Source organism: Paenibacillus sp. JNUCC 35, assembly GCF_058269095.1.
Map to the genome: position 1 here is coordinate 1,553,552 of NZ_CM177771.1, position 23,036 is coordinate 1,576,587.

General features: G+C 54.0%; 21 protein-coding genes. 20 read left to right on the plus strand and 1 reads right to left on the minus strand.

Features of this window, described 5'->3' with window-relative positions; genetic code table 11:
- The first annotated feature begins 49 nt into the window (after window positions 1-49).
- The 8 genes from argH to ispG all read left to right on the plus strand — a co-directional run bounded on the left by argH (window position 50) and on the right by ispG (window position 9,335).
- Entirely contained in the window at window positions 50-1,561 is a 1,512-nt protein-coding gene (gene argH / locus AC2TF6_RS07075; protein ID WP_218228198.1) for an argininosuccinate lyase, read from the plus strand.
- Window positions 1,558-2,520 (plus strand): N-acetylglucosamine kinase, encoded by a 963-nt coding sequence (locus tag AC2TF6_RS07080; RefSeq protein WP_491310469.1) that lies wholly within the window; start codon window positions 1,558-1,560, stop codon window positions 2,518-2,520. The genes argH and AC2TF6_RS07080 overlap by 4 nt, the downstream gene beginning before the upstream one ends.
- Window positions 2,521-2,544: 24 nt before the next feature.
- A complete protein-coding gene (locus AC2TF6_RS07085) occupies window positions 2,545-3,282 on the plus strand; it encodes a PIG-L deacetylase family protein (RefSeq protein WP_491310470.1) in 738 nt (245 codons plus the stop codon).
- 237 nt (window positions 3,283-3,519) lie between these two features.
- Window positions 3,520-4,443 carry a hypothetical protein gene (locus AC2TF6_RS07090; RefSeq protein ID WP_491310471.1) on the plus strand — a complete coding sequence of 308 codons (924 nt, stop codon included), beginning with the start codon at window positions 3,520-3,522 and terminating at the stop codon, window positions 4,441-4,443.
- Between the two features lie 154 nt (window positions 4,444-4,597).
- Complete coding sequence (gene tig, locus AC2TF6_RS07095) at window positions 4,598-5,965, plus strand: trigger factor (RefSeq protein ID WP_491310472.1); 1,368 nt, start codon at window positions 4,598-4,600, stop codon at window positions 5,963-5,965.
- Between the two features lie 202 nt (window positions 5,966-6,167).
- Window positions 6,168-6,761 (plus strand): ATP-dependent Clp endopeptidase proteolytic subunit ClpP, encoded by a 594-nt coding sequence (gene clpP / locus AC2TF6_RS07100; RefSeq protein ID WP_009674201.1) that lies wholly within the window; start codon window positions 6,168-6,170, stop codon window positions 6,759-6,761.
- Window positions 6,762-6,773: 12 nt separating this feature from the next.
- On the plus strand, window positions 6,774-8,039 hold the full coding sequence (clpX, locus tag AC2TF6_RS07105; protein ID WP_491310473.1) for an ATP-dependent protease ATP-binding subunit ClpX: 1,266 nt from the start codon (window positions 6,774-6,776) through the stop codon (window positions 8,037-8,039).
- A 147-nt stretch (window positions 8,040-8,186) separates the two neighbouring features.
- Window positions 8,187-9,335 (plus strand): flavodoxin-dependent (E)-4-hydroxy-3-methylbut-2-enyl-diphosphate synthase, encoded by a 1,149-nt coding sequence (gene ispG / locus AC2TF6_RS07110; protein WP_009674222.1) that lies wholly within the window; start codon window positions 8,187-8,189, stop codon window positions 9,333-9,335.
- Between the two features lie 185 nt (window positions 9,336-9,520).
- Here ispG and AC2TF6_RS07115 read toward each other — a convergent pair whose 3' ends face one another.
- Window positions 9,521-10,444, minus strand: a complete 924-nt coding sequence (locus tag AC2TF6_RS07115) for an N-acetylmuramoyl-L-alanine amidase (RefSeq protein WP_491310474.1) — start codon at window positions 10,442-10,444, stop codon at window positions 9,521-9,523.
- 165 nt (window positions 10,445-10,609) lie between these two features.
- On the opposite strand from AC2TF6_RS07115, the gene lonB reads away from it, so the two are divergent.
- From lonB to AC2TF6_RS07175, 12 genes are all read left to right on the plus strand, one after another.
- Window positions 10,610-12,334: an ATP-dependent protease LonB gene (gene lonB / locus AC2TF6_RS07120; RefSeq protein WP_369994058.1), complete on the plus strand. Its 1,725-nt coding sequence runs from the start codon at window positions 10,610-10,612 to the stop codon at window positions 12,332-12,334.
- A gap of 149 nt (window positions 12,335-12,483) precedes the next feature.
- Entirely contained in the window at window positions 12,484-14,823 is a 2,340-nt protein-coding gene (lon, locus tag AC2TF6_RS07125; protein ID WP_491310475.1) for an endopeptidase La, read from the plus strand.
- 67 nt (window positions 14,824-14,890) lie between these two features.
- Complete coding sequence (gene yihA / locus AC2TF6_RS07130) at window positions 14,891-15,529, plus strand: ribosome biogenesis GTP-binding protein YihA/YsxC (RefSeq protein ID WP_326051077.1); 639 nt, start codon at window positions 14,891-14,893, stop codon at window positions 15,527-15,529.
- 193 nt (window positions 15,530-15,722) lie between these two features.
- Window positions 15,723-16,415 carry a hypothetical protein gene (locus AC2TF6_RS07135; RefSeq protein WP_491310476.1) on the plus strand — a complete coding sequence of 231 codons (693 nt, stop codon included), beginning with the start codon at window positions 15,723-15,725 and terminating at the stop codon, window positions 16,413-16,415.
- 78 nt (window positions 16,416-16,493) lie between these two features.
- Entirely contained in the window at window positions 16,494-16,787 is a 294-nt protein-coding gene (locus AC2TF6_RS07140; protein ID WP_317952944.1) for an autorepressor SdpR family transcription factor, read from the plus strand.
- Window positions 16,768-17,436, plus strand: a complete 669-nt coding sequence (locus tag AC2TF6_RS07145; RefSeq protein ID WP_491310477.1) for an SdpI family protein — start codon at window positions 16,768-16,770, stop codon at window positions 17,434-17,436. The genes AC2TF6_RS07140 and AC2TF6_RS07145 overlap by 20 nt, the downstream gene beginning before the upstream one ends.
- A 304-nt stretch (window positions 17,437-17,740) precedes the next feature.
- Window positions 17,741-18,328 carry a hypothetical protein gene (locus tag AC2TF6_RS07150; protein ID WP_009674206.1) on the plus strand — a complete coding sequence of 196 codons (588 nt, stop codon included), beginning with the start codon at window positions 17,741-17,743 and terminating at the stop codon, window positions 18,326-18,328.
- Window positions 18,329-18,738: 410 nt separating this feature from the next.
- Window positions 18,739-19,140, plus strand: coding sequence for an adenosylmethionine decarboxylase (speD, locus tag AC2TF6_RS07155; protein WP_016423520.1), 402 nt, complete (start codon window positions 18,739-18,741; stop codon window positions 19,138-19,140).
- 141 nt (window positions 19,141-19,281) lie between these two features.
- Window positions 19,282-19,815, plus strand: coding sequence for a hypothetical protein (locus AC2TF6_RS07160; RefSeq protein ID WP_491310478.1), 534 nt, complete (start codon window positions 19,282-19,284; stop codon window positions 19,813-19,815).
- Between the two features lie 145 nt (window positions 19,816-19,960).
- Window positions 19,961-21,358 carry a glutamyl-tRNA reductase gene (gene hemA, locus AC2TF6_RS07165; protein WP_491310479.1) on the plus strand — a complete coding sequence of 466 codons (1,398 nt, stop codon included), beginning with the start codon at window positions 19,961-19,963 and terminating at the stop codon, window positions 21,356-21,358.
- Window positions 21,359-21,394: 36 nt separating this feature from the next.
- Window positions 21,395-22,237, plus strand: coding sequence for a cytochrome c biogenesis protein (locus AC2TF6_RS07170; protein ID WP_009674204.1), 843 nt, complete (start codon window positions 21,395-21,397; stop codon window positions 22,235-22,237).
- Complete coding sequence (locus AC2TF6_RS07175; protein ID WP_491310480.1) at window positions 22,234-22,989, plus strand: precorrin-2 dehydrogenase/sirohydrochlorin ferrochelatase family protein; 756 nt, start codon at window positions 22,234-22,236, stop codon at window positions 22,987-22,989. Before AC2TF6_RS07170 ends, AC2TF6_RS07175 begins: the two co-directional genes overlap by 4 nt.
- The last annotated feature ends 47 nt before the right edge of the window (window positions 22,990-23,036 follow it).

Below are 23,036 nucleotides of genomic sequence, written 5' to 3' on the forward strand. Positions count from 1 at the left end.
CTTGCCTGTCATAAACATATAGAAAGTACCACTAGGAGGAATGGACCGCATGAGAAACCGCGAACAGATTTTACAGGAAGAAGGCGCCGTCTTTCCCGGGCTGACCTATACGGAAGCTGTGCTTAAACCCGCTTTCAATGAAGCGAAAGCAAGTCTTCTCGGCCCGATGATGGCAATCAATAAAGCGCACCTGATTATGCTTAAAGACCAGGGGCTCGTTACCGAAGAGGAAGCGTCGCAAATTGCGGACGCGATCCGCGGACTGGATCTGGAAGGGCTGCGTCAAGCCGAGTACACGGGACAGTTCGAGGACCTGTTCTTCCAGGTGGAAAGCGACCTGCTGGAAGCGGCCGGAGACATCGCCGGCAATCTCCATCTGGCCCGCAGCCGCAACGATATGGGCATCTCGATTTACCGGATGGTGCTAAGGGAGAAGCTCCAGACGACGATCCGGGGGGCGCTTGCCCTCAAAAGCCAACTGCTGGCATTCGCCGAGGAACACGCCGAAACGATCATGATCGGCTACACGCACACCCAGCAGGCGCAGCCGACAACGCTCGCTCATTACATCATGGCGGTGGCGGATTCGCTCGACCGCGATGTGCGCCGTCTGCAGGCCGCCTACGCCAACTGCAACCGCAGCAGCATGGGCTCCGCCGCTTTGACCACTTCCGGGTTCAATATCTCCCGGGAGAGAATGCAGGAACTGCTCGGCTTCGACGAGCTGATCTATAACTCCTACGACGCCATCGGCGGGGCCGATTATGTCGGTGAGATTGCGACGGCCGTACAGCTGGCCGCCATTAATCTCGGCCGCTCTTCCCAAGATTTCCTGCTGTGGTGCACACAGGAATTCGGTGTTCTGCGCGTAGCCGACCCATACGTCCAGATTTCGTCGATCATGCCGCAGAAACGCAATCCGGTCTCGTTCGAACACATGCGCTCGCTTCTTTCGAGCTGCGTGGGGAACACCCAGACCGTCCTGACGATGATGCACAACACGCCGTTCGGCGACATCGTCGACACCGAAGACGACATGCAGCCGTACGCGTGGAAAGCTCTGGCTGTCCTCGATCAGATGTACCGCCTCCTATCCTGCGTCATCGGTACGATTCACGTGGACAAGGATGTGCTCCGCAAGCGGACGGAAGGTAGCTTCGCCACGGTGACCGAACTTGCCGATACTCTGGTGCGGACCGACAACCTGTCTTTCCGCAAAGCCCACCACATCGTCAGCGGAGTCGTGAAACGCGCGGTATCCGAAGGGCTGGCCGCCAACGAAATATCGCTGGCTATGGTTAACGAGATTGCCCGTCAGGTGATCGGCCGCGACTTGTCGATTACAGAGGAAGCGTTCCGCAGCTCGCTGGACCCTGTCCATTTCGTCTACATCCGCACCCTGCCCGGAGGACCTGCCCCGGACGAAATCCGCAGCACGATCGCAGACCGCCGCAGCCGTCAGCAGACCCAGGAAGCCTGGCTCCGGGATTCGCAGAGCAAAACGGAAGAGGCGCTGTCGCACCTGGATGCGGCGCTTGAAGGATGGAGCTCCGGTCAATGAAGGGGAGCAGCATTCCGCTGCTTGCCGTAGACGGCGGTGGAACCAAGTGCCTGGCTGTTTTTACCGATAGGCAGGGAAAAATAGAAGGAACCGGCCGGGGAGGTTCCTGCAATTACCAGACGACAGGCACGGAAGCCGCCGTAGATGAGCTGGTGAGGGCCATGAAGATCGCCAGGGAGGAACTCCGCGAGCCTCTCGCTCCGGACGAAACGCTGCGCGTCGAATGCGCGGTCTTCGGGATGGCGGGGCTCGATACCGGCTACGACCGGCAGATCATTGAAGGTCTCGTCCGTGAAGCTCTCTCCAGGGCGGAGATTCAGGCGGACCGGGTCGTCGTGGAGAACGACGGACTTGCCGCGCTGCTCGGAGCGACGGACGGCAAGCCGGGCGTCCTGCTTATCGCGGGCACCGGCTCCATCGTTTACGGCGTCAACGGGCAGGGACGCAGCGCCCGGGCAGGCGGCTGGGGCTACAGGGTCGGGGACGAGGGGAGCGCCTACTGGATCGGCAAACAGGCCCTCACCGCTATCCTGCAGACCCTGGACGGCAGGCAGGGACCGACGATTCTCGCCCGCAGAGTCCTGCCCTATCTCGACCTCCGTTCGGAGGAGGAGCTGTACAACTGGGTGTATTCGGCCGACTACCGGGTAGACACCGTTGCGGAACTGTCGCTGCTTGTCAGCGATTCCGCTCGGGAGGGAGACGCATCCTCCCTGCGTATTCTCGAAGCCGCCGCGGATGAGCTTTTTTACGGGGGGCGAGCCGTTATCGAAAAGCTTGGAATGAAAGACACTTCCTTCACTTTGATCCTCCAGGGAGGGGTTCTCCAGAATAATGAGTTTGTGCGGAGCCGTTTGACGAAAAAATTGCGCGAATTCGCCCCTTCATGTAATCTGGAAGAAATAAAAAAAGAACCGATTTACGGAGTGATCGCCCAGGGACTCAGCCTGCTGCCGTAAATCCGGGGGAGGGTGGGGGACGTTATGAGGAAAACGCTGCTCTTTGTGTTTGCGCATCCGGACGACGAATCGTTTGCCTGCGGAGGCACGATGGCCAAATATGCGGAGCGTGGACATGCTGTCCATCTGGCCTGCGCCACATCCGGCTGCAAGGGCAAAACGGGGGAGTACACGTTTACCTGCAGGGAAGAAATCGCGATGTACCGGGAAGGGGAGCTCCGCCGGGCCGCCGCCGTTCTCGGCGTCGAGCGGGTTCACTTCTACCGTTATCCGGACGGAGGCCTGGCCGAGGTCCGTGAAGATCTCCTGGCCGCCCGCGTGGCCGCGACGATTCTGGACCTGCAGCCTCATCTTGTCGTCACGTTTCCCCCGGACGGAGTAACGGGGCATCCCGATCATATCGCCATCTCCAAGGCGGTGCTGCGGGCGGTCGAGGAATTGGACGCGGACGGCGGGGCGGCGCCCGACCTTTATTACGCGTCCATTCCGAACTATTACGACCACTGCGGGGACTGCGGCCCGTCCGAGTGCTGCCCCATTACGGCACGCGTGAATATTTCGGAATTCCGCAGCCGTAAGGGAGAAGCGCTCCAGGCGCACAAAAGCCAGGTGTATTCCGTGGACCGAGCCTATCCCGGCGTCATGCACGGCGACTATTCGGTGATCGGGCGCTACGAATACTTCACGCTTGTGCGGCGGGGCGGACAGCCAACCGGATTAAACAAATGCGCCGGTGAAATTCCGGTCGTTGAACTGGTCTGATATTCTTTTTATTAAACAGCTCAATAAACGAGGTCAGCTTTCCTTCGACAGGAGGCTGGCTTTTTTTACGTGTCCGGCCTTACGGAAAGACGCCGGGAGCAGCGAGGGCGGGGGGACCCGCCCAAATCCCGTTCTTTGATTTCCTCCCGCTAATCCGGTACACTTTATGGATGATCTTTTGCAGGAGGAACTGCGGGAGAATATTTCAAAATCAGCCGGGACGAGTCCGGCTTCGAGGTGGAACCTTTGACTCATTCCTACGATAATGTAGTTTTATTTCCCAAAACGGCCGCTTCCTACGAGAAGCAGATGACCCAGCTGCTGGAGCAGGAGCGCTATGAAGAGGCGGTCCGCCTGCTTCGTTATCTTCTGCAGTTCGCCAGGGACGACGCGGAGAAACAAGCCCAGTGGAGAGCTCTTCTGCAGTGGCTGGAAACGATGTTCCCGGAAACTCTGTACGACGATGCCGTCATGCAGGAGGGCGGTGAGGAGGAGGAATTTACCGAGGAAGACCTTAAGCGCCAGTCGGTGGCCGGGAAGTCCGCGGAAGGCCGGCAGTATGTCGGGCGTCTGCTGGACATGCTTGAGGACGGTACGGATATGGAGCGTCAGATGATCGCTCTGGAGCAGCTTGCTTTTGCGGAGGACGACCGGATCGACGAGTTTGTAAAAGAGTGGCTCCATACGGCCCCGAGCCATCCGTTCGTCCAGTTCAGAGCCCTGCAGATGCTGAAGCAGCGGGGAGGCAAAGGCCCTGTCGTGCTTGCGCGCGCGCAGAACAAAATGGTGCTCCGCATCGAGGATACGCCCCTGAAGCTCGAAGAATTTCCGGACCGGATACGCGAAATGGTATACCGGGTTCAGCAGATCAGCGAGTCGGAGCAGCCGGACTTCGGTTTTTTCGCCGAGCAGACCTGGCTGGAATTTCTCAAAACGGTGTACGGCACGGAATTGTACACGTCCATGAGCAGCTGCCGGGAAGAAGAGGTGGACGTCTGGGCGAGCGCTTTGCATACCGTTCTTCACGAATCTTTATTCGGGAGCGCGGACAGGGAGCATCTGCGGGAGCAGTACGGAATCACCGCTTCCATGCTGCAGGCGTGGGGCGAAGCTTACGCTTGTCTGCAATCTTTTATCCAGGCTTTGTACACGGGCGGCTAAAATAAAGCCATTCCAGTCATTCGCTTGAAAAAGCAAGGGTTTGTGGTATACTAGAATGGTTATAATGGCCACTAAAAGGCTTACGAGCTTAATTATGAGGTCAGAACGTGAAAAAATACTTGTCAGGGTACATTTTTGGAGGGGAAAGCATAAAATGAAAGCAAGCTGGGAAAAAATAGAGAAGAACACTGCAGTTCTTGATATCGAAGTGGAAGCGGAGCAAGTTGCCGACGCTCTCGACAGAGCTTTTAAGAAAGTCGTAGCCAAAGTAAACGTTCCGGGATTCCGTAAAGGTAAAGTACCGCGGTCCATCTTTGAAAAGCGCTTCGGCATCGAAAGCCTGTACCAGGATGCGCTGGACATCATTCTGCCGGAAGCTTACATGCAGGCCGTTCAAGAAACGGGCATCGAGCCTGTTGACCGTCCTGAAGTGGACGTTGAACAATTCGGCAAAGGCCAAGCTCTGAAATTCAAAGCGAAAGTAGCCGTGAAGCCGGAAGTGGAACTCGGCGACTACAAAGGCATCGCGATTCCTGCAGCGGACAGCGCGGTAACTCCGAAGGAAATCGACGAAGAGCTGGAACGCCTGCAGCAAAGACACGCCGAGCTTGTCGTGGTTGAAGAAGGCGCGGCGGCAAACGGCGACATCACGATCATCGACTTCGAAGGTTTCGTGAACGGCGAAGCGTTTGAAGGCGGCAAAGCGGAGAAGTACTCCCTTGAGCTGGGCTCCAACAGCTTCATCCCTGGTTTCGAAGAGCAAATCGTCGGCATGACCAAGGACGAAGAGAAGGACATCGAAGTGACATTCCCGGAAGAATACCACTCCGAGCAGCTTAAAGGTCAAGCGGCTACTTTCAAAGTGAAGCTGCACGACATCAAGCGCAAAAACCTTCCTGAGCTTGACGACGAGTTCGCTAAAGACGTAAGTGAATTCGACACGCTCGAAGAGTACAAGCAGGACATCGCGAAGAACCTGGAAGAGAAGAAGAAGCAGGATGCTGAAGTTCAGCGCGAAACAGCTGTGGTCGAGAAGGCCGCTGCCAACGCGAACGTTGAAATTCCGGCTTCCATGATCGAAACCGAACTCGACCAAATGGTAAGTGAATTCGAAAGACGTCTGCGCATGCAGGGCATGACGCTGGATCTGTACTTCCAATTCTCCGGCCAGAACGTGGACGTGCTGAAATCTCAAATGAGAGAAGACGCCGATAAACGCGTTCGCAACAACCTGGTTCTCGAAGCGATCGCGATCGCAGAGAAAATCGAAGCGACGGACGAAGACGTGAACGCCGAGCTGGACCGTCTTGCCGAGCAGTACCAGAAATCCGTTGAAGAGCTTCGCTCGATCTTCGAAGCTAACGGCAGCCTGGAAGGCATCAAACAGGATCTGGCTGTTCGCAAAACCGTAGACTTCCTGCTCGCCAACAGCACGGAAGAGAAAGAAAAGCCGGCTAAGAAAGAATCGAAAGCTAAAAAAGCAGCGAAAGAGGAAGCCAAAGAAGAAGAAGCGGCCGAGTAATCGCTTCGCCTTCCCAGGCACTGCACGATCCCGACAAAAGCTGTATAATAGGACACATACAAAGGCACGTAATCCAAAGCGTGCCTTTGTTTTACCCGAAAACAGCCGCGGAAGCGATATTTAGCGGGATTTATCCTAAAAATGACTTTACCTTTTAAACATGGTAAAATGAAAAGTAAGTACCCGCAAAGGAGTTGGTCCAATGAGTCTTATCCCTATGGTTGTGGAGCAAGAAGCCCGTGGTGAGCGTTCCTACGACATCTATTCTCGTCTGCTCAAAGACCGTATTATCTTTATCGGCAGCGCGATTGATGATGATGTGGCTAACCTTGTCATTGCCCAACTGCTGTTTTTACAGTCCCAGGACGCAGAGAAAGACATTCACGTATACATTAATTCTCCGGGTGGCTCGGTAACGGCCGGACTCGGAATTTACGATACGATGCAGCACATCAAGCCGGACGTGTCGACGATTTGCGTAGGCATGGCAGCGAGCATGGGTTCCCTGCTTCTGACGGCCGGTGCACCCGGTAAGCGTTTTGCCTTGCCGAATAGCGAGGTTATGATCCATCAGCCGCTGGGCGGTGTCCGGGGGCAGGCGTCGGACATCAAAATTCACGCCGACTGGATCATCAAAACGAAGCAGAAGCTGAATAATATCTATGTGAAGCATACCGGCCAGCCGTATGATAAAATAGATCGCGATACAGATCGCGATAACTTTATGAGCGCGGAAGATGCGAAGGCGTACGGATTGATCGACGAAGTCATCACTCGAAGCGACCTGAAATCTTAAAGGAGTGATCCAATGTTTAAATTCAACGATGAAAAAGGTCAGTTGAAATGTTCTTTCTGCGGAAAGTCCCAAGATCAAGTCCGTAAACTCGTTGCGGGTCCAGGCGTTTATATCTGCGACGAGTGCATTGAATTGTGCACGGAAATCGTGGAAGAGGAGCTCGGGCACGAGGAAGAGCTGGATCTCAAAGACATTCCGAAGCCGAAAGACATTTGCGGTATTCTCGATCAATATGTAATCGGCCAGGATCAGGCGAAGAAATCCCTGTCCGTTGCCGTTTACAATCACTATAAGCGGATCAACTCCCAAAGCAAGCTGGAAGACGTGGAACTGCAGAAGAGTAACATCATTCTTGTAGGTCCTACGGGAAGCGGGAAAACCCTTCTTGCCCAGACGCTTGCCAAAATTCTCAACGTTCCTTTCGCCATCGCCGATGCGACTTCCCTTACGGAAGCCGGCTACGTGGGCGAGGATGTCGAGAACATTCTCTTGAAGCTGATCCAAGCAGCCGACTACGATGTGGAGAAAGCCGAACGCGGCATTATCTACATCGATGAGATCGATAAAGTAGCCCGCAAGTCCGAGAACCCGTCGATTACACGCGACGTGTCCGGCGAAGGCGTACAGCAGGCCCTTCTGAAAATTCTGGAAGGTACGGTCGCTTCCGTACCGCCGCAAGGCGGACGCAAGCATCCGCATCAGGAATTTATCCAGATCGATACGACGAACATCCTGTTCATCTGCGGCGGCGCGTTTGACGGCCTGGAACAAATCATCAAACGCAGAATCGGGAAGAAAGTCATCGGCTTCAGCTCCGATGGTCTGAAAACCGATTTGAAGCCAGGCGAGTACCTCTCCATGGTACTGCCGGAAGACCTGCTGAAATTCGGACTTATTCCGGAGTTCGTAGGACGTCTGCCGGTTGTCTCCACGCTGGAACCGCTGGACGAAGCCGCTCTCGTTCGTATTCTCACCGAACCGAAGAACGCCCTCGTGAAGCAGTATCAGAAGATGCTGGACATGGATAACGTCAAGCTGGAATTCGATGCGGAATCGCTGGATGCTATCGCTAAAGAAGCCATTAAGCGTAACACCGGCGCCCGCGGTCTTCGTGCTATCATTGAAAGCATTATGCTTGATGTGATGTTCGACGTGCCGTCCCGCACGGATGTAACGAACTGCACCGTTACGAAAGATACGGTTCAGGACAAATTGACCCCTATTCTTTCCTCTGAGGAAGGTCAGGATGTCAACAAGAAGAAAGAAGAAAGCGCCTGATCTCGGTTGAGATAGGAGCTCATACTATAGAGTAACCGACAGCCTCCAAGCTGCCCGGCCTTGGCTGCCCGCTTCATCATTTGAGGCCGGTGCGGCTTTTGCCGGTGCGGCGCGGAGGATGTTTGGTTCATGGGAGAGAAGACACGTATGTTTCACAGAAAAGATACGAGACCGGTTCGTGTCGGAGATTTAACGATCGGCGGCAGCGACGAGGTTATCATTCAAAGTATGTGTACGACGAAAACGGCGGACGTCAAAGCGACTGTAGCCGAAATCCACCGGCTGGAAGAAGCCGGCTGCCAGCTCGTTCGTGTGACCGTCAACAATATGGAAGCGGCGGACGCCGTCAAGGAAATCAAGAAGCAGATTAACATTCCGCTTGTATCCGATATCCATTTCGATCATCGCCTCGCACTGGCGGCCATTGAGAACGGCATCGACAAAGTCCGGATCAACCCGGGTAACATCGGCCGCCGTTCGAAAGTCGAAGCCGTTGTGAAGGCTTGTAAAGAGCGGGGAATTCCGATTAGGATCGGCGTAAACGCGGGTTCTTTGGAAAACCACCTTTTGGAGAAGTACGGATATCCGACGCCTGAAGCGATGGTGGAAAGCGCCTTGTTCCATATCGGCATTTTGGAAGAGCTTGATTTCCACGACATTATCGTGTCCCTGAAGGCGTCCGATGTGCCGATGGCTATCGCCGCGTATACCCAGGCTGCTCAGGCATTTAATTACCCGCTTCACCTCGGCATTACCGAAGCCGGAACACTGTTCTCCGGGACGGTGAAGAGCGCTGCGGGGCTCGGTGCGCTGCTTAGCATGGGCATCGGCTCCACGATGCGGATCTCGCTCAGCGCGGATCCGGTCGAGGAAGTGAAAGTCGCCCGCGAGCTGCTTAAAACGTTCGGCCTCATTACCAATGCGGCGACGCTTATTTCGTGTCCGACCTGCGGACGCCTGGACATCGACCTCTTTTCCATTGCGAACGAAGTCGAGGCCTACATTGCCAACCTCAAGGTGCCGATTAAAGTTTCCGTACTAGGCTGCGCCGTGAACGGACCGGGCGAAGCCCGCGAAGCCGATATCGGAATCGCCGGAGCGAGAGGAGAGGGCTTGCTTTTCCGCTACGGAGAGATGGTCCGCAAGGTACCGGAAGCCGAGCTTCTGAACGAGCTGAAGAAAGAAATCGACATCATTGTCCACGAATTCAACCGTACGGGTGAAATTCCGGGACGCCGCCAGCATCAAGAACGTATCGAGCTCGCTCAAAAGCAAGCTCAAGCTCAGCATTCCTGATGCATAAAGGATTCCCCGGCTAAGGCTGGGTTCAGCCAACCGGCATACTCCGCTTATAAAATCAAAAGTCACGATCCCCTAAGGATCGTGACTTTTTTTGTTGGAGCTTAATCCTGCAAGTTACCGGGGGGACTTTTGTCCTTCACAAAAAATTGGTTTCTCCTGAAGGCGAAGCGGGCTGTCCGTCATTTTGCCGGTGCGGAACCGTTGTTCTGGCTGCTGCCGGGCGCGGGGCCTAAATCTCCATGGGCGATATAAGCGGCAACGGCATCCCGGATCGCCGCTGCGATTTTTTGCTGGCCTTCGGCGCTCGTCATCCGTGCCCGGTCATCCGCATTTGTGATAAACCCGATCTCCACGATGACCGACGGGCTCTGGGCTCTTTTCAGAAGGTAATATGTTTTACCAAGGATGGGGAGATGCCGGGTTCCAGAAATGGCGTTCAACCGTTCTTGGATCTGAGTGGCAAGAAAAAGGGAACCGGCCCTGTTTTGATGCAGCACATAGGGGCCTTTTTTGGAACGGCTGAACGAAGAATTCACATGAAGCGAAATGAGCAGCTTCGGTTTAAGGTCGTTGGCCATCTGCATCCGCTGGGCAAGGTCCCGGATATGACGGCTGCGGTTATTAAGCCATTTGTTGTCGTCGCTTAGAGCGTAGTCCTTGTCTCTGTTCAAAACGACCCGATAGCCGGCTTCCGTCAGCAGCTGATAAGTCTGTTTGGCTACGGCCAGGTTAATGTCTTTTTCGAGCAGATCGCCGTGAACGGCCCCGCCGTCAATGCCTCCGTGTCCGACATCAATCAGCACATCGGGCGGATTTATATGGCTGTTGGTCCTGGAAGCGGATTTGGGAGGCTGCGCGTTGAGTGGGGAGTCGGGTGTCGTCGCCGGTTCCATTATATCGGGCAGCGATTCCGCATGGGCTTTTCCCGTAGTAAGCGATTTTTTGGCGTCGGCTGCAAGATTGGATGCCTGCAAGGCGGTACCGCTGGTATGAGGTTTGGTTTCGGCAAGCCGGTTTTGTGTTCCGCAAGCCACGGCAAGCAAAGAAAGGCCGGTTATGCAAGCGGCCAGACAAGAGCCCGTTACTAAGCGTTTGGTAAACATCCGGTCCATCCTTTCCGGAGAAGGTTAACCGTAGTTTTCTACGACGGCCGTCCTCTCATTCATGATTAGCCGAGAAAACATTTGGACGGCATGATTATTCCTTCACAGGAGGGGAATACTGCCATGTATGAGATCGGACCGGAAAGGACTGAAGATAAAATGGATATGAGCTTTAGTATGATTTTAATGTTGATTCAGGTGTTTTTTGCAGTTGTCATCGGGATGTACTTCTGGAATTTGCTGCGCAACCAGCAGACCAACCGGTCTGCCATCGATAGAGAATCAAAGAAAGAGCTGGAGAAGCTGAGAAAACTCCGATCCGTTTCGCTGACCAAGCCTCTGGCGGAAAAAACGCGGCCTTCCAGTATGCAGGATATCGTCGGGCAGAAGGAAGGGCTTAAGGCGTTAAAAGCCGCTCTGTGCGGTCCCAATCCCCAGCATGTGCTCATATACGGCCCTCCGGGTGTAGGGAAGACGGCCGCGGCTAGGGTCGTCCTGGAAGAAGCGAAGAAAAATCCGCAATCGCCTTTTCGCAATGAAGCGAAATTTACGGAAATCGACGCAACCACGGCCCGTTTCGACGAGCGGGGTATTGCCGATCCGCTGATCGGCTCCGTTCACGACCCCATTTACCAAGGCGCCGGTGCAATGGGCGTTGCCGGAATTCCGCAGCCGAAGCCGGGTGCCGTTACGAAAGCTCACGGCGGTATCCTGTTCATTGATGAAATCGGGGAACTGCATCCGATTCAGATGAATAAATTGCTCAAGGTGCTGGAAGACCGCAAAGTGTTTCTGGAAAGCGCCTATTACAATTCGGAAGACAACAACATTCCGAACTTTATCCATGATATTTTTCAGAACGGGTTGCCTGCGGACTTTCGTCTCGTCGGCGCGACGACGCGCACGCCGAATGAAATTCCTCCGGCCATCCGTTCCCGCTGTATGGAAATCTTCTTCCGTCCGCTCTTACCGGAGGAAATCGGCGAGATTGCGGCCAATGCGCTGGCCAAAATCGGGTTCCCGGCGAACGAATCCGCCATCGATGTCGTCAAACGCTATGCGACCAACGGCCGTGAAGCGGTCAATGTGATTCAGCTGGCGGCCGGACTCGCTCTGACGGATAAGCGCGAAGAAGTGACCGCGGCGGATATCGAGTGGGTCGTCAACAGTTCCCAGATCCAGCCCCGACCGGAACGCAAAATCCCTTCGGAGCCGCAGGTCGGCTTTGTAAACGGGCTTGCGGTATACGGTCCGAATTTGGGCACGCTATTGGAGCTGGAAGTTATCGCAATCCCCGCCGCCCGTCCGGGAAGCGGTTCGTTCAACATCACCGGGGTCGTCGACGAGGAAGAGATGGGCGGCGGTTCCCGCACGCTGCGCCGCAAAAGCATGGCCCGCGGGTCCGTAGAGAATGTGCTGACGGTTCTGAAGCGCATGGGGCTGCGCACATCGGACTATGACCTGCACATTAATTTCCCCGGCGGTACGCCGATTGACGGACCGTCCGCGGGAATCGCCATGGCAACGGCAATCGCATCGGCCCTTCACCAGATACCCGTGGACAACAAGCTCGCCATGACCGGCGAGATGAGCATACACGGGAAAGTGAAGCCGGTCGGCGGCGTTGTCGCCAAGGTGGAGGCCGCCTTCCAGGCGGGTGCGACGCGCGTGCTTATTCCGAAGGAAAACTGGCAGGAGCTTTTCGCGGATCTGCCCGGTGTCGAAGTTATCGCGGTGGAATCGGTCGAAGAAGTGCTTTCGCTTGCCCTCGGCCTCCAGATCGCCAGCAATGTCATTCCGATGCCTGCGGCGGGTGAGCAGATGATGCCGGGCACGATGCCGTTCCTGCATGCGGGGCCGACCGATGGATCGGAATCCGCCAAATCGTAACATTTCCGTCTCCGGGCAGAAGCGGCTTTCGGCAGGGAGAAATTCCTTTCCGGGGGCCGTTTTGTGCCCAATTGGTGTTTTGCAGACAATTTTGTTAAAATGTTATCTACAGCATTAGCCCACCAGTAAAAAAGTGGAGGTGTCGGAACATGGGGCCTAATAAAACGCGGATACGCCGCCTGCCGTTATTGCCTCTCAGGGGACTGCTCGTATATCCGAGCATGGTACTGCATCTGGACGTAGGCCGGGAGAAGTCGGTCAAAGCCTTGGAAAAAGCAATGATCGAAGACAGTATGATCCTGCTCTGTTCCCAGGCCGAAGTGAATATAGAAGAACCTGCCAAGGAAGATATTTACCGGGTGGGGACCATTTCGAAAGTGCGTCAAATGCTCAAGCTTCCGAACGGAACGGTTCGCGTGCTGGTAGAAGGAGTCGTGAGGGCGGAAATTGCCGAGTATATCGCCAACGACGAGTTTTACGAAGTCAACGCGAAAGAGCTTCCCGAAGAAGAAGTGAACGACGCCGAAATCGACGCACTGATGCGTACGGTGCTCAATCAGTTCGAGCACTATATTACGCTGTCCAAAAAAGTAACGCCGGAAACATTGGCTGCGGTATCCGATATTGATGAGCCGGGGCGACTTGCCGATGTCATCTGCAGCCATCTTTCCCTTAAAATCAAAGACAAGCAGGACATTCTCGAAACGGTGGACGTGCGAAGCCGTCTGGAGAAGCTGCTTAGTATTTTGAACAACGAGCGCGAAGTGCTGGAACTGGAACGCAAAATCAGCCAGCGCGTGAAGAAGCAGATGGAGAAGACACAGAAGGAATACTATCTGCGGGAACAGATGAAGGCGATTCAGAAGGAACTCGGCGATAAAGAGGGCCGGGCCGGAGAGATCGAAGAACTCCGCAGCCAGCTTGCCGCTTCGGAAGTGCCTGAGAACGTTCAGGAAAAAATCGAGAAGGAAATCGACCGTCTCGAGAAGATGCCTTCCACATCAGCGGAAGGAAGCGTTATCCGCAATTATATCGATTGGCTGCTTGCTCTCCCGTGGACGAAGAAGACGGAAGACGATCTGGATATCCATAAAGCGGAAGAAATTTTGAACGCCGATCATTACGGACTGGAAAAACCGAAAGAACGCGTGCTGGAATATTTGGCCGTTCAGAAGCTGGTCAAGAAGCTGAAAGGGCCTATCCTCTGTCTCTCGGGTCCTCCGGGAGTAGGTAAAACGTCCATCGCCCGTTCGATCGCGAAATCGATGAACCGCGAGTTCGTCCGTATCTCGCTCGGCGGGGTACGGGACGAGGCCGAAATCCGCGGCCACCGCCGCACGTATGTCGGAGCTATGCCGGGGCGCATTATTCAGGCCATGAAGACGGCGGGCAGTGTGAATCCGGTGTTCCTGCTCGATGAAATCGACAAAATGGCGATGGATTTCCGCGGAGACCCGGCTGCCGCGCTTCTTGAAGTGCTGGACCCGGAACAGAACAACACGTTCAGCGACCACTTCATCGAAGTGCCGTTCGATCTCTCTAACGTGATGTTCATTACGACGGCCAACGCGCTGCACAACATTCCGCGGCCTCTGCTCGACCGGATGGAAGTTCTGTACCTTCCGGGCTACACGGAAATCGAGAAGCTTGAAATCGCCGACAGCTACCTGCTGCCGAAGCAGAAGCGCGATCACGGGCTCGAAGACGGCCAGATGGTGATGAACCGCGATGCTCTTCTTCAGGTGATCCGCGAATATACCCGTGAAGCGGGCGTCCGCAATCTGGAACAGCAGCTTGCCGCGATCTGCCGCAAGACCGCCAAGAAGATCGTCTCCGATCCCGGCCGGACGGTCGAGGTTACGGTGGACACCGTGAAAGACGACCTCGGTCCGCCCAAATTCCGCTATAATATGGCGGAGGAGCAGGATCAGATCGGTGCGGTCACGGGTCTGGCCTGGACGGAAGTGGGCGGCGATACGCTGGTCATCGAAGTCACGGTCATGCCGGGCAGCGGCAAACTGACGCTGACGGGCAAGCTCGGCGACGTGATGAAGGAATCCGCCCAGGCGGCATTCAGCTACACCCGCTCGAGAGCGGAGCAGCTCAAGATCGCGCCGGATTTCCATGAAAAGAATGACATTCATATTCATATTCCGGAAGGCGCGATCCCCAAAGACGGACCGTCGGCAGGGATTACGATGGGAACGGCGCTGATCTCCGCGCTGACGAACATCCCCGTGTCCAGCCAGGTGGCGATGACCGGCGAGATTACGCTGCGCGGCCGCGTCCTTCCTATCGGAGGACTGAAGGAGAAGGCGCTGGCCGCACATCGTGCGGGAATCCGCACCATCCTTCTGCCGAAGGACAACGAGAAAGACATCCGGGATATTCCCGAAAGCGTCCGTAACGATCTTACGTTTATTCCGGTCGCTCATATGGACCAGGTACTGGAACACGCGCTCGTCAAGGAAGTGGATCTGAAGGCTTAAGCCGGTCGGAGATCTTCCTGTCTTCCAAGCGGAGACCGGGCGCATATCGATGAAAAGAGTGTGAAACATGAAGGTCAACCAGGCTGAATTTATTATCAGTGCGGTGGGACCGGGACAATACCCTGAGGATGCCTTGCCGGAGATTGCTTTGGCAGGGCGTTCCAACGTGGGTAAGTCTTCGCTCATCAACCGCATGATTTCCCGTAAAAATCTGGCCAGGACAAGTTCCCAGCCGGGCAAAACGCAAACCCTCAATTATTACCGCATTAATGACGACTTATATTTCGTCGATCTTCCCGGTTACGGCTATGCCAAAGTTTCCAAAACGAAACGTGCCGAATGGGGCAAGTTTATCGAAAATTACTTGCTGAAGCGGGAACCGCTTAAAGCGGTTATGCAGCTGGTCGACCTGCGTCACCCGCCGTCCAAGGACGACCAGGCCATGTATACCTGGCTGAAGCATATGGATGTGCCGGTAATTGTCGTTGCGACCAAAGCGGACAAGGTGCCCAAAGGCAAATGGCAGAAGCACGCCAAGATCATCAAGGACGATCTGGAGTTTGACCGTTCGGGTCCCTTCATTATTTTCTCGTCGGAAACGGGAATGGGGAAGGACGAGCTGTGGGAGATTCTGGAGTCCGCGATCGGTTGGGGACAGCCGCAGCCGGATAGCGAAGCTTTGCCGGAATCGGCTCCTTCTGAATAATATCCGCCGTCTACCGTTAGCTTGCGGGCTGCAGGGCGGGAACCGTCTCTTTACGGAGACGGTTTTTTGCTGTCTGCGGAAAGGGGAAAAGAAGGGGAAGCAATCTCTTGACGAAGAGGAGTAAATCTTGTATTCTTTATTTAGACATTTATCTAAATATCTAATTAAGATTAATAAAGGGTGTGCATCGACCGTGAACCAGACTACTGATTTAAAGCGGCTTCAGGATCACCACATCCGTTTGTCCCAGCTGATGTCTCCGCTCTACCTCCTGATACCGCTCGTCTTCTGGGCGTTTTTCGACTATCAGGGAGTGGGCGTAACCGTAAAACCGGTCCTGCTGGGCGCAGCGGGCTGGATAGCGGCTCTCGCTCTCAGAGGGCCGGTAAGTCTTCTTGCAGCCCGCATGCCCGGAGAAAGAGGGCGCCTGCTTCTCGTATCGTCATCCGGACCCTTGGAAGAACTCGTCCGCCTGGTTACGCTGCTCGCAGCGGGTTTGACGATCGGCTCCGCGGCTTCGATAGGCATTGGCTGGGCCGCTATCGAGATTGTGTATACGCTCGTAACCCTTTTCGCGGTAGCCTCCCTCTCCAAACGCACGGATGAGAAAGCGATGCAGGCCAAAGCCATGCTGGAGGCGCAGGGGACGTACGGGGCCCATCCGGCATGGGGGCTCATCGAGCGGGTCTTCGCCAGCGCTTACCACATCGGCGCTGCCTTGTGCATAGCCCGTTATCCCTGGTCGGCCGTGATTCTGATTCCGCTTCATTCCCTGCTCAACCTGGCCGTACTGGCAGCCGCCAAAAAATCGCTGGCTCAGGCCGAAGCCATCGCCGCTTTTGTCGGAACGACGGTACTTGCGATCGGCTGGCAGCTCTACCTGTAACCCGAAGGCTGCCGCGGCATGATATCTGCCGTTTTCCAATCAGAATTCAAACAAGTTTTTCATGAGGAGGTGAGGGTGGTGAACGATACCTTTAAAGCCCTGTCGGACCCGACGCGGAGACAAATCCTGAAACTGTTGAAAGAAAAGGATTTATCCGCGGGCGAAATCGCCGACCATTTTCAAATGTCCAAACCGAGCATCTCCCATCACCTGAGCGTCATGAAGCAGGCTAAGCTGGTGCTCGACGAACGCAAAGGCCAAAGCATCATCTATTCGCTGAACACGACCGTTATCCAGGATGCACTCGGATGGCTGATGGATTTTACGCATAAAGACGAAGGAGGAAATCAACATGACAAACGCGATTCGTAAAAAGGCACGCTGGACGTGGAAAGACACCTTGCTGCTTATCATTGCCGCCGCGCCCATTCTCTACGCTATAGGGGTCTACGGCAAATTGCCCGAGCTAATGGCAGTCCACTTCGGAACGGGCGGGGAAGCCAACGGCTATCAGAGCAAAGACTCCTTCCTCATTCTGATGTCTGTGCTAAATCTGGCTCTGCCTCTGCTGATGAAGTGGCCCCCGTCTCTCGATCCGAAACGGAATAATTACGAAAAATTCCAAGGGTTTTACGATCTTCTCCGAATTTTAATGACCGTTTTATTAAGCGGTGTCTTTTTCATTATAATCCTGACCAATCTTGGATACGATGTACCCATCAACTTCTGGGTTCCGCTTGGCGTCGGCGCTCTTTGGATGGTGATCGGCAACTATATGGGACGCGCGCGCCCCAACTATACGTTCGGAATCCGGACTCCCTGGACGCTGGCCGACGAGGAAGTATGGCGCCGGACCCACCGCATGGCGGGTCCCATCTGGATGCTGGCGGGAATCGTGTTTATCGGAGTGTCGCTGTTTCCGTCGGTCGTTCCCGCCTGGTTCGGAATTGTCGTTATTTTGCTGAGCGTGCTCGTCCCGACCTTGTATTCGTTCATCAAATACCGGCAGCGAAAAAATTAAATTTTCACCAAAGGTTAATAAGTAGCAAGCGCGGATTCCGCGCTTTTTTTGTTTAATCGGAAGCATGAACGGGTAAAAAGCCGTATGGAAGACTATTTTGAGATGTGTGCATGGAAAGCGATGAGTTTTCAAGGCAATTGGAGACTTTACGGTGCTGATAGCCATTTTTTTCAGGCAGGAGAGCGTTTTTTCCGGTTTTCGCCGGATTTTCATGCATCGTACGCAGGAATATTAAGTCTTGATGTAGTATAATATGAAGTAGGCAAGATCAAAGGCGTTGAAAAAATAGAATTGAGGGATTTCCATGGCACAGAGGTTAGCGACTGAATATGTCAAAACCCGCCTGCAATTAACGGAAGCCGAAATGTCCAAATTTGTCCAAATGTTTGCCGATCAGCAAATCACAGCTCAGGTCAAAGTCATCGAGAACGGAAACCAGGAGTTTGTCTTTCAGGAAGAAGCGGGAGAAGAGATCGTTCTTTCGTTTGAACGCGTCGGTAAGCAGTATATTAGCTCGGGATCCTGCCGTGTAACGAGTCTGCGTTTGACTAATCTTATGCGCAAGGCGATAGCCGAATTCAAAGGTTCAGCCATCGTTAAGCGGATATACGCTACGTTTGTGATGATGTATACCTACGAGAACGGGAAAGTCGTCAAAATCGTCGAGATCAAAGGACAGCATACGAACGTCGTCTATGAGTATCACGATACGCTCGGCCAACTGGAGAACCTTTTCCGCCGGACGGAGATCGAAAGGGAAATCGGCATGATCCAGGATCAGATCAACCATCTGCTGGATATGCGCAACGAAGTTCCCTGCCCTTCGCTCAAGCGTGATATCGACGACCGACTGAAAATGCTGACCCGCCGTTTGTTCGTACTCGAAGCGTAGGATTTGCTCAAACCCGGCAGTAGGCATATTATTTTACGTGCAAGTTAAGCTCTATATACAGAAGCGAAGAGCCTGTCCGCAGGCTCTTTTTTTATTTTTTTGTGAAGAGAAAAAAAATGGATTCGTCCGACCCGCTTTGGCAGACACGAAGCGGCGTACCGTTACATAGTGTATTACGGACAGAATCGCAAGCAGAGCATTCCGAAAATGAATCTTGCGAATGTGAAAAAAACTATTGCATTTCTGTTCAATAGATGTTATTTTTAATTTCGTTGAAAACAATATAGGAACCAGGATTCACTCAGGACATTGAATGTTGCGAGAGATTATTCCCTCGGGAAGTGAATGACGTAGGTCCTAGCGGATGAAATGCGAGAACAATTTTATTCCTAGGAAGGGGGAACCGGAAGATGGAATATTCAACTTTCGGAAGACACGTTGCTGTAGATACTTGGGGAGTAGATTTTGAACTTTTGAACAATGCAGAGTGGCTGCAAGCCCAAATGGTAGACGCAGCTGAAGCGTGTGGAGCAACGGTCATGTCTGTTCAGTCCAAGCAATTTGAGCCACAAGGTGCCACAGTACTAGTACTGCTGTCTGAGAGTCATCTTTCCATTCATACGTATCCTGAGAGAGGTTTTGCCGCGCTGGATTGCTACACTTGCGGTGAAACGGTAGATCCTCAATTGGCTATCGACCACATGATCTCGCTGCTTAAGCCGGAGAAGGTCTATGCCAAGAAACTGGTTCGCGGAATGGGCGAGTTTGAAGTCGAAACGCCGGAAATCAAGCAAGCCGTATTGGCTAAGTAAGTTCGTTGTTTTAGTATACAAGATAAGCGTTTATATAAGTAAGGTAACCACGGAGTCCGCATTCCGTGGTTATTTGTTTGTCAGGCCTCTCATACAATGGTACGGGTCTTCTTAACCGGGACCCGGAAGGAGAGAGGTGCCGTGCGAAGCCAAATCAAATCGAAGCTCATCCTGTTTGCGCTGGCAGCCGGGCTGGTTGCCTGGCCGCTTACCGGCTTATATGGCTATGTGACGAAAGGCTCGGATAAGCCGGATGCGGAGCGTCTTTTGTTCCAGGTTTCTTTGTTCCAGATCGAGCTGCTGAACCGTTTTCTGCAGGATGCCGCACGTTCGGCCGATACGCGGGAACTCGATTCGCTTAAACAGGCGCTGTACACGGCCAGTTATACGCACGAGAGACTCGTACTTGCGGAAGGGAGCGAGAAGCTGCATACGCTGGGCAGTTTGCCTCAACTGATGCAATACATACTGAGGCTGCAAATAGGCGGAGAGCGCGCCCTGAAAGCGGATGAGCAGGGTGTCCTGCAGGAATCCGCCAAGCTCTACGGGCAGCTTTACGAGGCCTACGGGAAGCTTATGACCTCCTCGGGGAGCGTCGTTACTTCGCAAAGCGAAGCCGTGTCGAAAAATGATGAAGCATTAAGAGAACTGCTTGAAAAAAAGCTGCTCCAATAATCGGTATATCTACAAGAAACATAGACCACACTAGGCATAGCGGCTTCCGGCAGCATTCAAAATTTAGTCAAAATATTTGTCGGTTACGACGGTCGGCTATGTTATAATAATTATTGTTAGCTGCAAAGAAAGGTAGGTGTGCCCCATGCATATTGTCGTCGTCGGATTAAATTACCGGACAGCTCCCGTCGCGATTCGCGAGAAGTTTACTTTTACGCAGGAAGAGTTGTCGCAAGCGCTCGTGGAGCTGAGGCAGACAAAAAGCATACTGGAATGTGTTGTCGTGGCCACTTGCAACCGTACTGAAATCTACGCCGTGGTCGATCGTGTACACATTTGCGGGCACTACATTCGCAAGTTTATGGAAGAGTGGTTTGAGATTCCGCGGACGGAATTCAATAACCATCTGTATATATATGAACATGACCGGGCCATTGAGCATTTGTTCCGTGTCGCAAGCGGTCTTGACTCGATGATTATCGGCGAAACGCAGATTTTGGGGCAAGTGAAGGACGCATTTTTGGAAGCCCAGCGCCTTGGAGCCACGGGCACGATATTTAATACGCTGTTCAAACAGGCCGTAACGATGGCCAAGCGCGCTCACTCGGAGACTTCGATCGGAGAAAACCCGGTTTCCGTCAGCTATGCCGCCGTTGAGCTGGGCAAGCGGATTTTCGGAAGCTACGAGGGTAAGAAAATTCTGATCGTGGGCGCGGGCAAGATGAGCGAGCTGACGGTGAAGCACCTGTACGCAAGCGGCGCCGAACGGGTTGACGTCGTCAACCGCACATATGAGCGGGCTTTGGAGCTGGCCGGCAAGTTCAACGGCCACGCGTATCCGATGGAGCAGCTTTACGAACGGCTGGCCGAAGCGGATATCGTCATTTCGTCCACGGGATCGAGCGATTACGTGCTGACGAAGAAGCAGCTCCAATCCGTGCTGCCCAAGCGGAAGTCCCGTCCGTTATTTATGATGGACATTGCGGTTCCGCGCGACCTTGATCCGGACATCAGCGATCTTCCGGATGTTTTCCTGTACGACATCGACGATCTGGAGGCTATCGTGGACAGCCATCTCAAGGAACGGAAGAAAGAAGCTGTCAAAATCGAGGAAATGATCGGCGCCGAGATTGCGGCTTTCGACCAGTGGACGAAGACGCTCGGAGTGAGCCCGGTTATTCACGCGCTCCAGGCCAAAGCGAATATGGTGCATCAGGAAACGATGGAAAGCTTGTTCAAAAAGCTGCCGGACCTGGATGAGCGCGAGATGAAAGTGATCCGGAAATTAACCAAAAGCATTGTTAACCAGATGCTGAGAGACCCGATTCTGGCTATTAAAGAAATGGCTGCGGAGAAGAAGGGCGACGAGGCGCTTGAAATGTTTACTAAAATGTTCGCTTTAGAGGAACTTATGGCGGAGCAGGCACAAGCCGAAGCTTTGGAACAAACCAAAGCGGAAGCGGTCCAGACGGCTGCCCAGAAGCATGCCAAAGAAGAGCTGACCGGCGGTTTTACGATGCAGCCGGCGCTTGCACGCTCCTGATTCCCGGTTCTCCGAGATAGAGGAAGGAGAAATGCCGTGTTCACTCGCAGCTTTCTGTACGATGCGATAATTTATTTATATGCCCTGAGCCTGCTGTTTTACTTCTCTGATGTTGCGCGCGCGAATCGGAGTGCGAAACGGATGGGTACGGGGCTGCTTTCTTTTGTATGGGTTTTGCAGACGGCCTATCTGGGCTACAATTTATATGAACACCTGGGACGATGGGTGTTCTCCATGTTTGAGACACTCTTTTTATTTTCCTGGGTGCTCGTTACGGTATCGCTCATTATGAGCCGGTTTTTCCGGATTGAACTTGTGGTCTTTTTCGTCAATTTATTCGGGCTTGCCGTATTGGCCTTAAATTTCTTCAGCGATTCCAATGTCTCTCCCATGATTGATTCCTGGAACGTCAACGACGAGCTGCTGTTCATTCACGTATCTCTCGCTGTCGGCAGTTACGCGGCCTATACGATCTCAGCCATTTTCTCGGGCATGTATTTGTTCCTGCACCGTAAGCTAAAGCAGAAGAGCTGGACGAATACGATGAAAAGGCTCCCTTCCCTGGAAAAAATCGAACGTTACACGTATGTGAGCGTCGTTATCGGAACACCGCTGCTCATGCTGGCGCTGGCTCTGGGAGTCGTGTGGGTGCTTATCGAAAAGAACGTCAACGTGCTGTTCGACTCGAAAGTCATCAATTCGCTGCTGGTGCTTTGCGCGTACGGGTTCTACCTGTTCCAGCATCATTCGCTAAGCATGTCGGGTCCGAAGCTGGCGAAGTGGAATTTGGCGGCTTTTGTCATCGTGCTGCTGAATTTTATCCTCTCCAACGTGTTTTCCGGGTTTCATAACTGGCAGCAGACGGGGGTTGGAGGATGAAGGAATATCCGGCGATGCTGAGGCTCGAAGGCAAGCGCTGCCTCGTTGTAGGCGGCGGAGCCGTAGCCGAAAGAAAAATCGCTTCCCTGCTGGAAGCGGGCGCGCTCGTTACGGTGATCAGCCCTGAGGCTGCCGCGGCCGTCGAGAAATGGGCGGAAACCGGCCGGATAACCTGGCTCCGCGAGCGCTACGGAGAAGCGGGCTATTCTTACACAAAAGATAGAGAAGGTTCGGATAAGGACAGGCAGGGAACGGAGGCCTCCTTATATTCGGACCTCTCTCCATATCTTATTGTTTTTGCGGCGACGGACAATCCGCAGGTCAACGAGCGGGTTCGGGCCGATGCCGACAAGGCGGGTAAACTGGTCAGCGTGGCGGACAAGCCCGACAGCGGAAGTCTGGTCGTGCCGGCCGCGGTAAGGCGCGGCAAACTTACACTGGCCGTATCGACGTTCGGAGCAAGTCCCGCGCTGTCTGCTAAAATCGGCCGGGAGCTGCAGGAGAGGTACGGACCGGAGTACGAGATCTACCTCGACTTTCTGGCGGAGCTGAGAGAGCTCGCCCGCAGCCGGGTCGGCGATATGCCTCTGCGGCATGAGCTGCTCCGAGAGCTTCCGCACTGGCGTGTCCTGGACCGTGTCGCCGCCGGTACATACGAAGCGTGGAGAGCCTCTCTGCTGAGCAGGCTGCAGGCGGCGCAGGATTCGGAAGAGATTTTTGCCGCGATATGGATGGAAGCGGATCGGCAATAGAGCCGGCACCCGTTTACGGGACCGGCATTGGAATTAAGGTAACATCT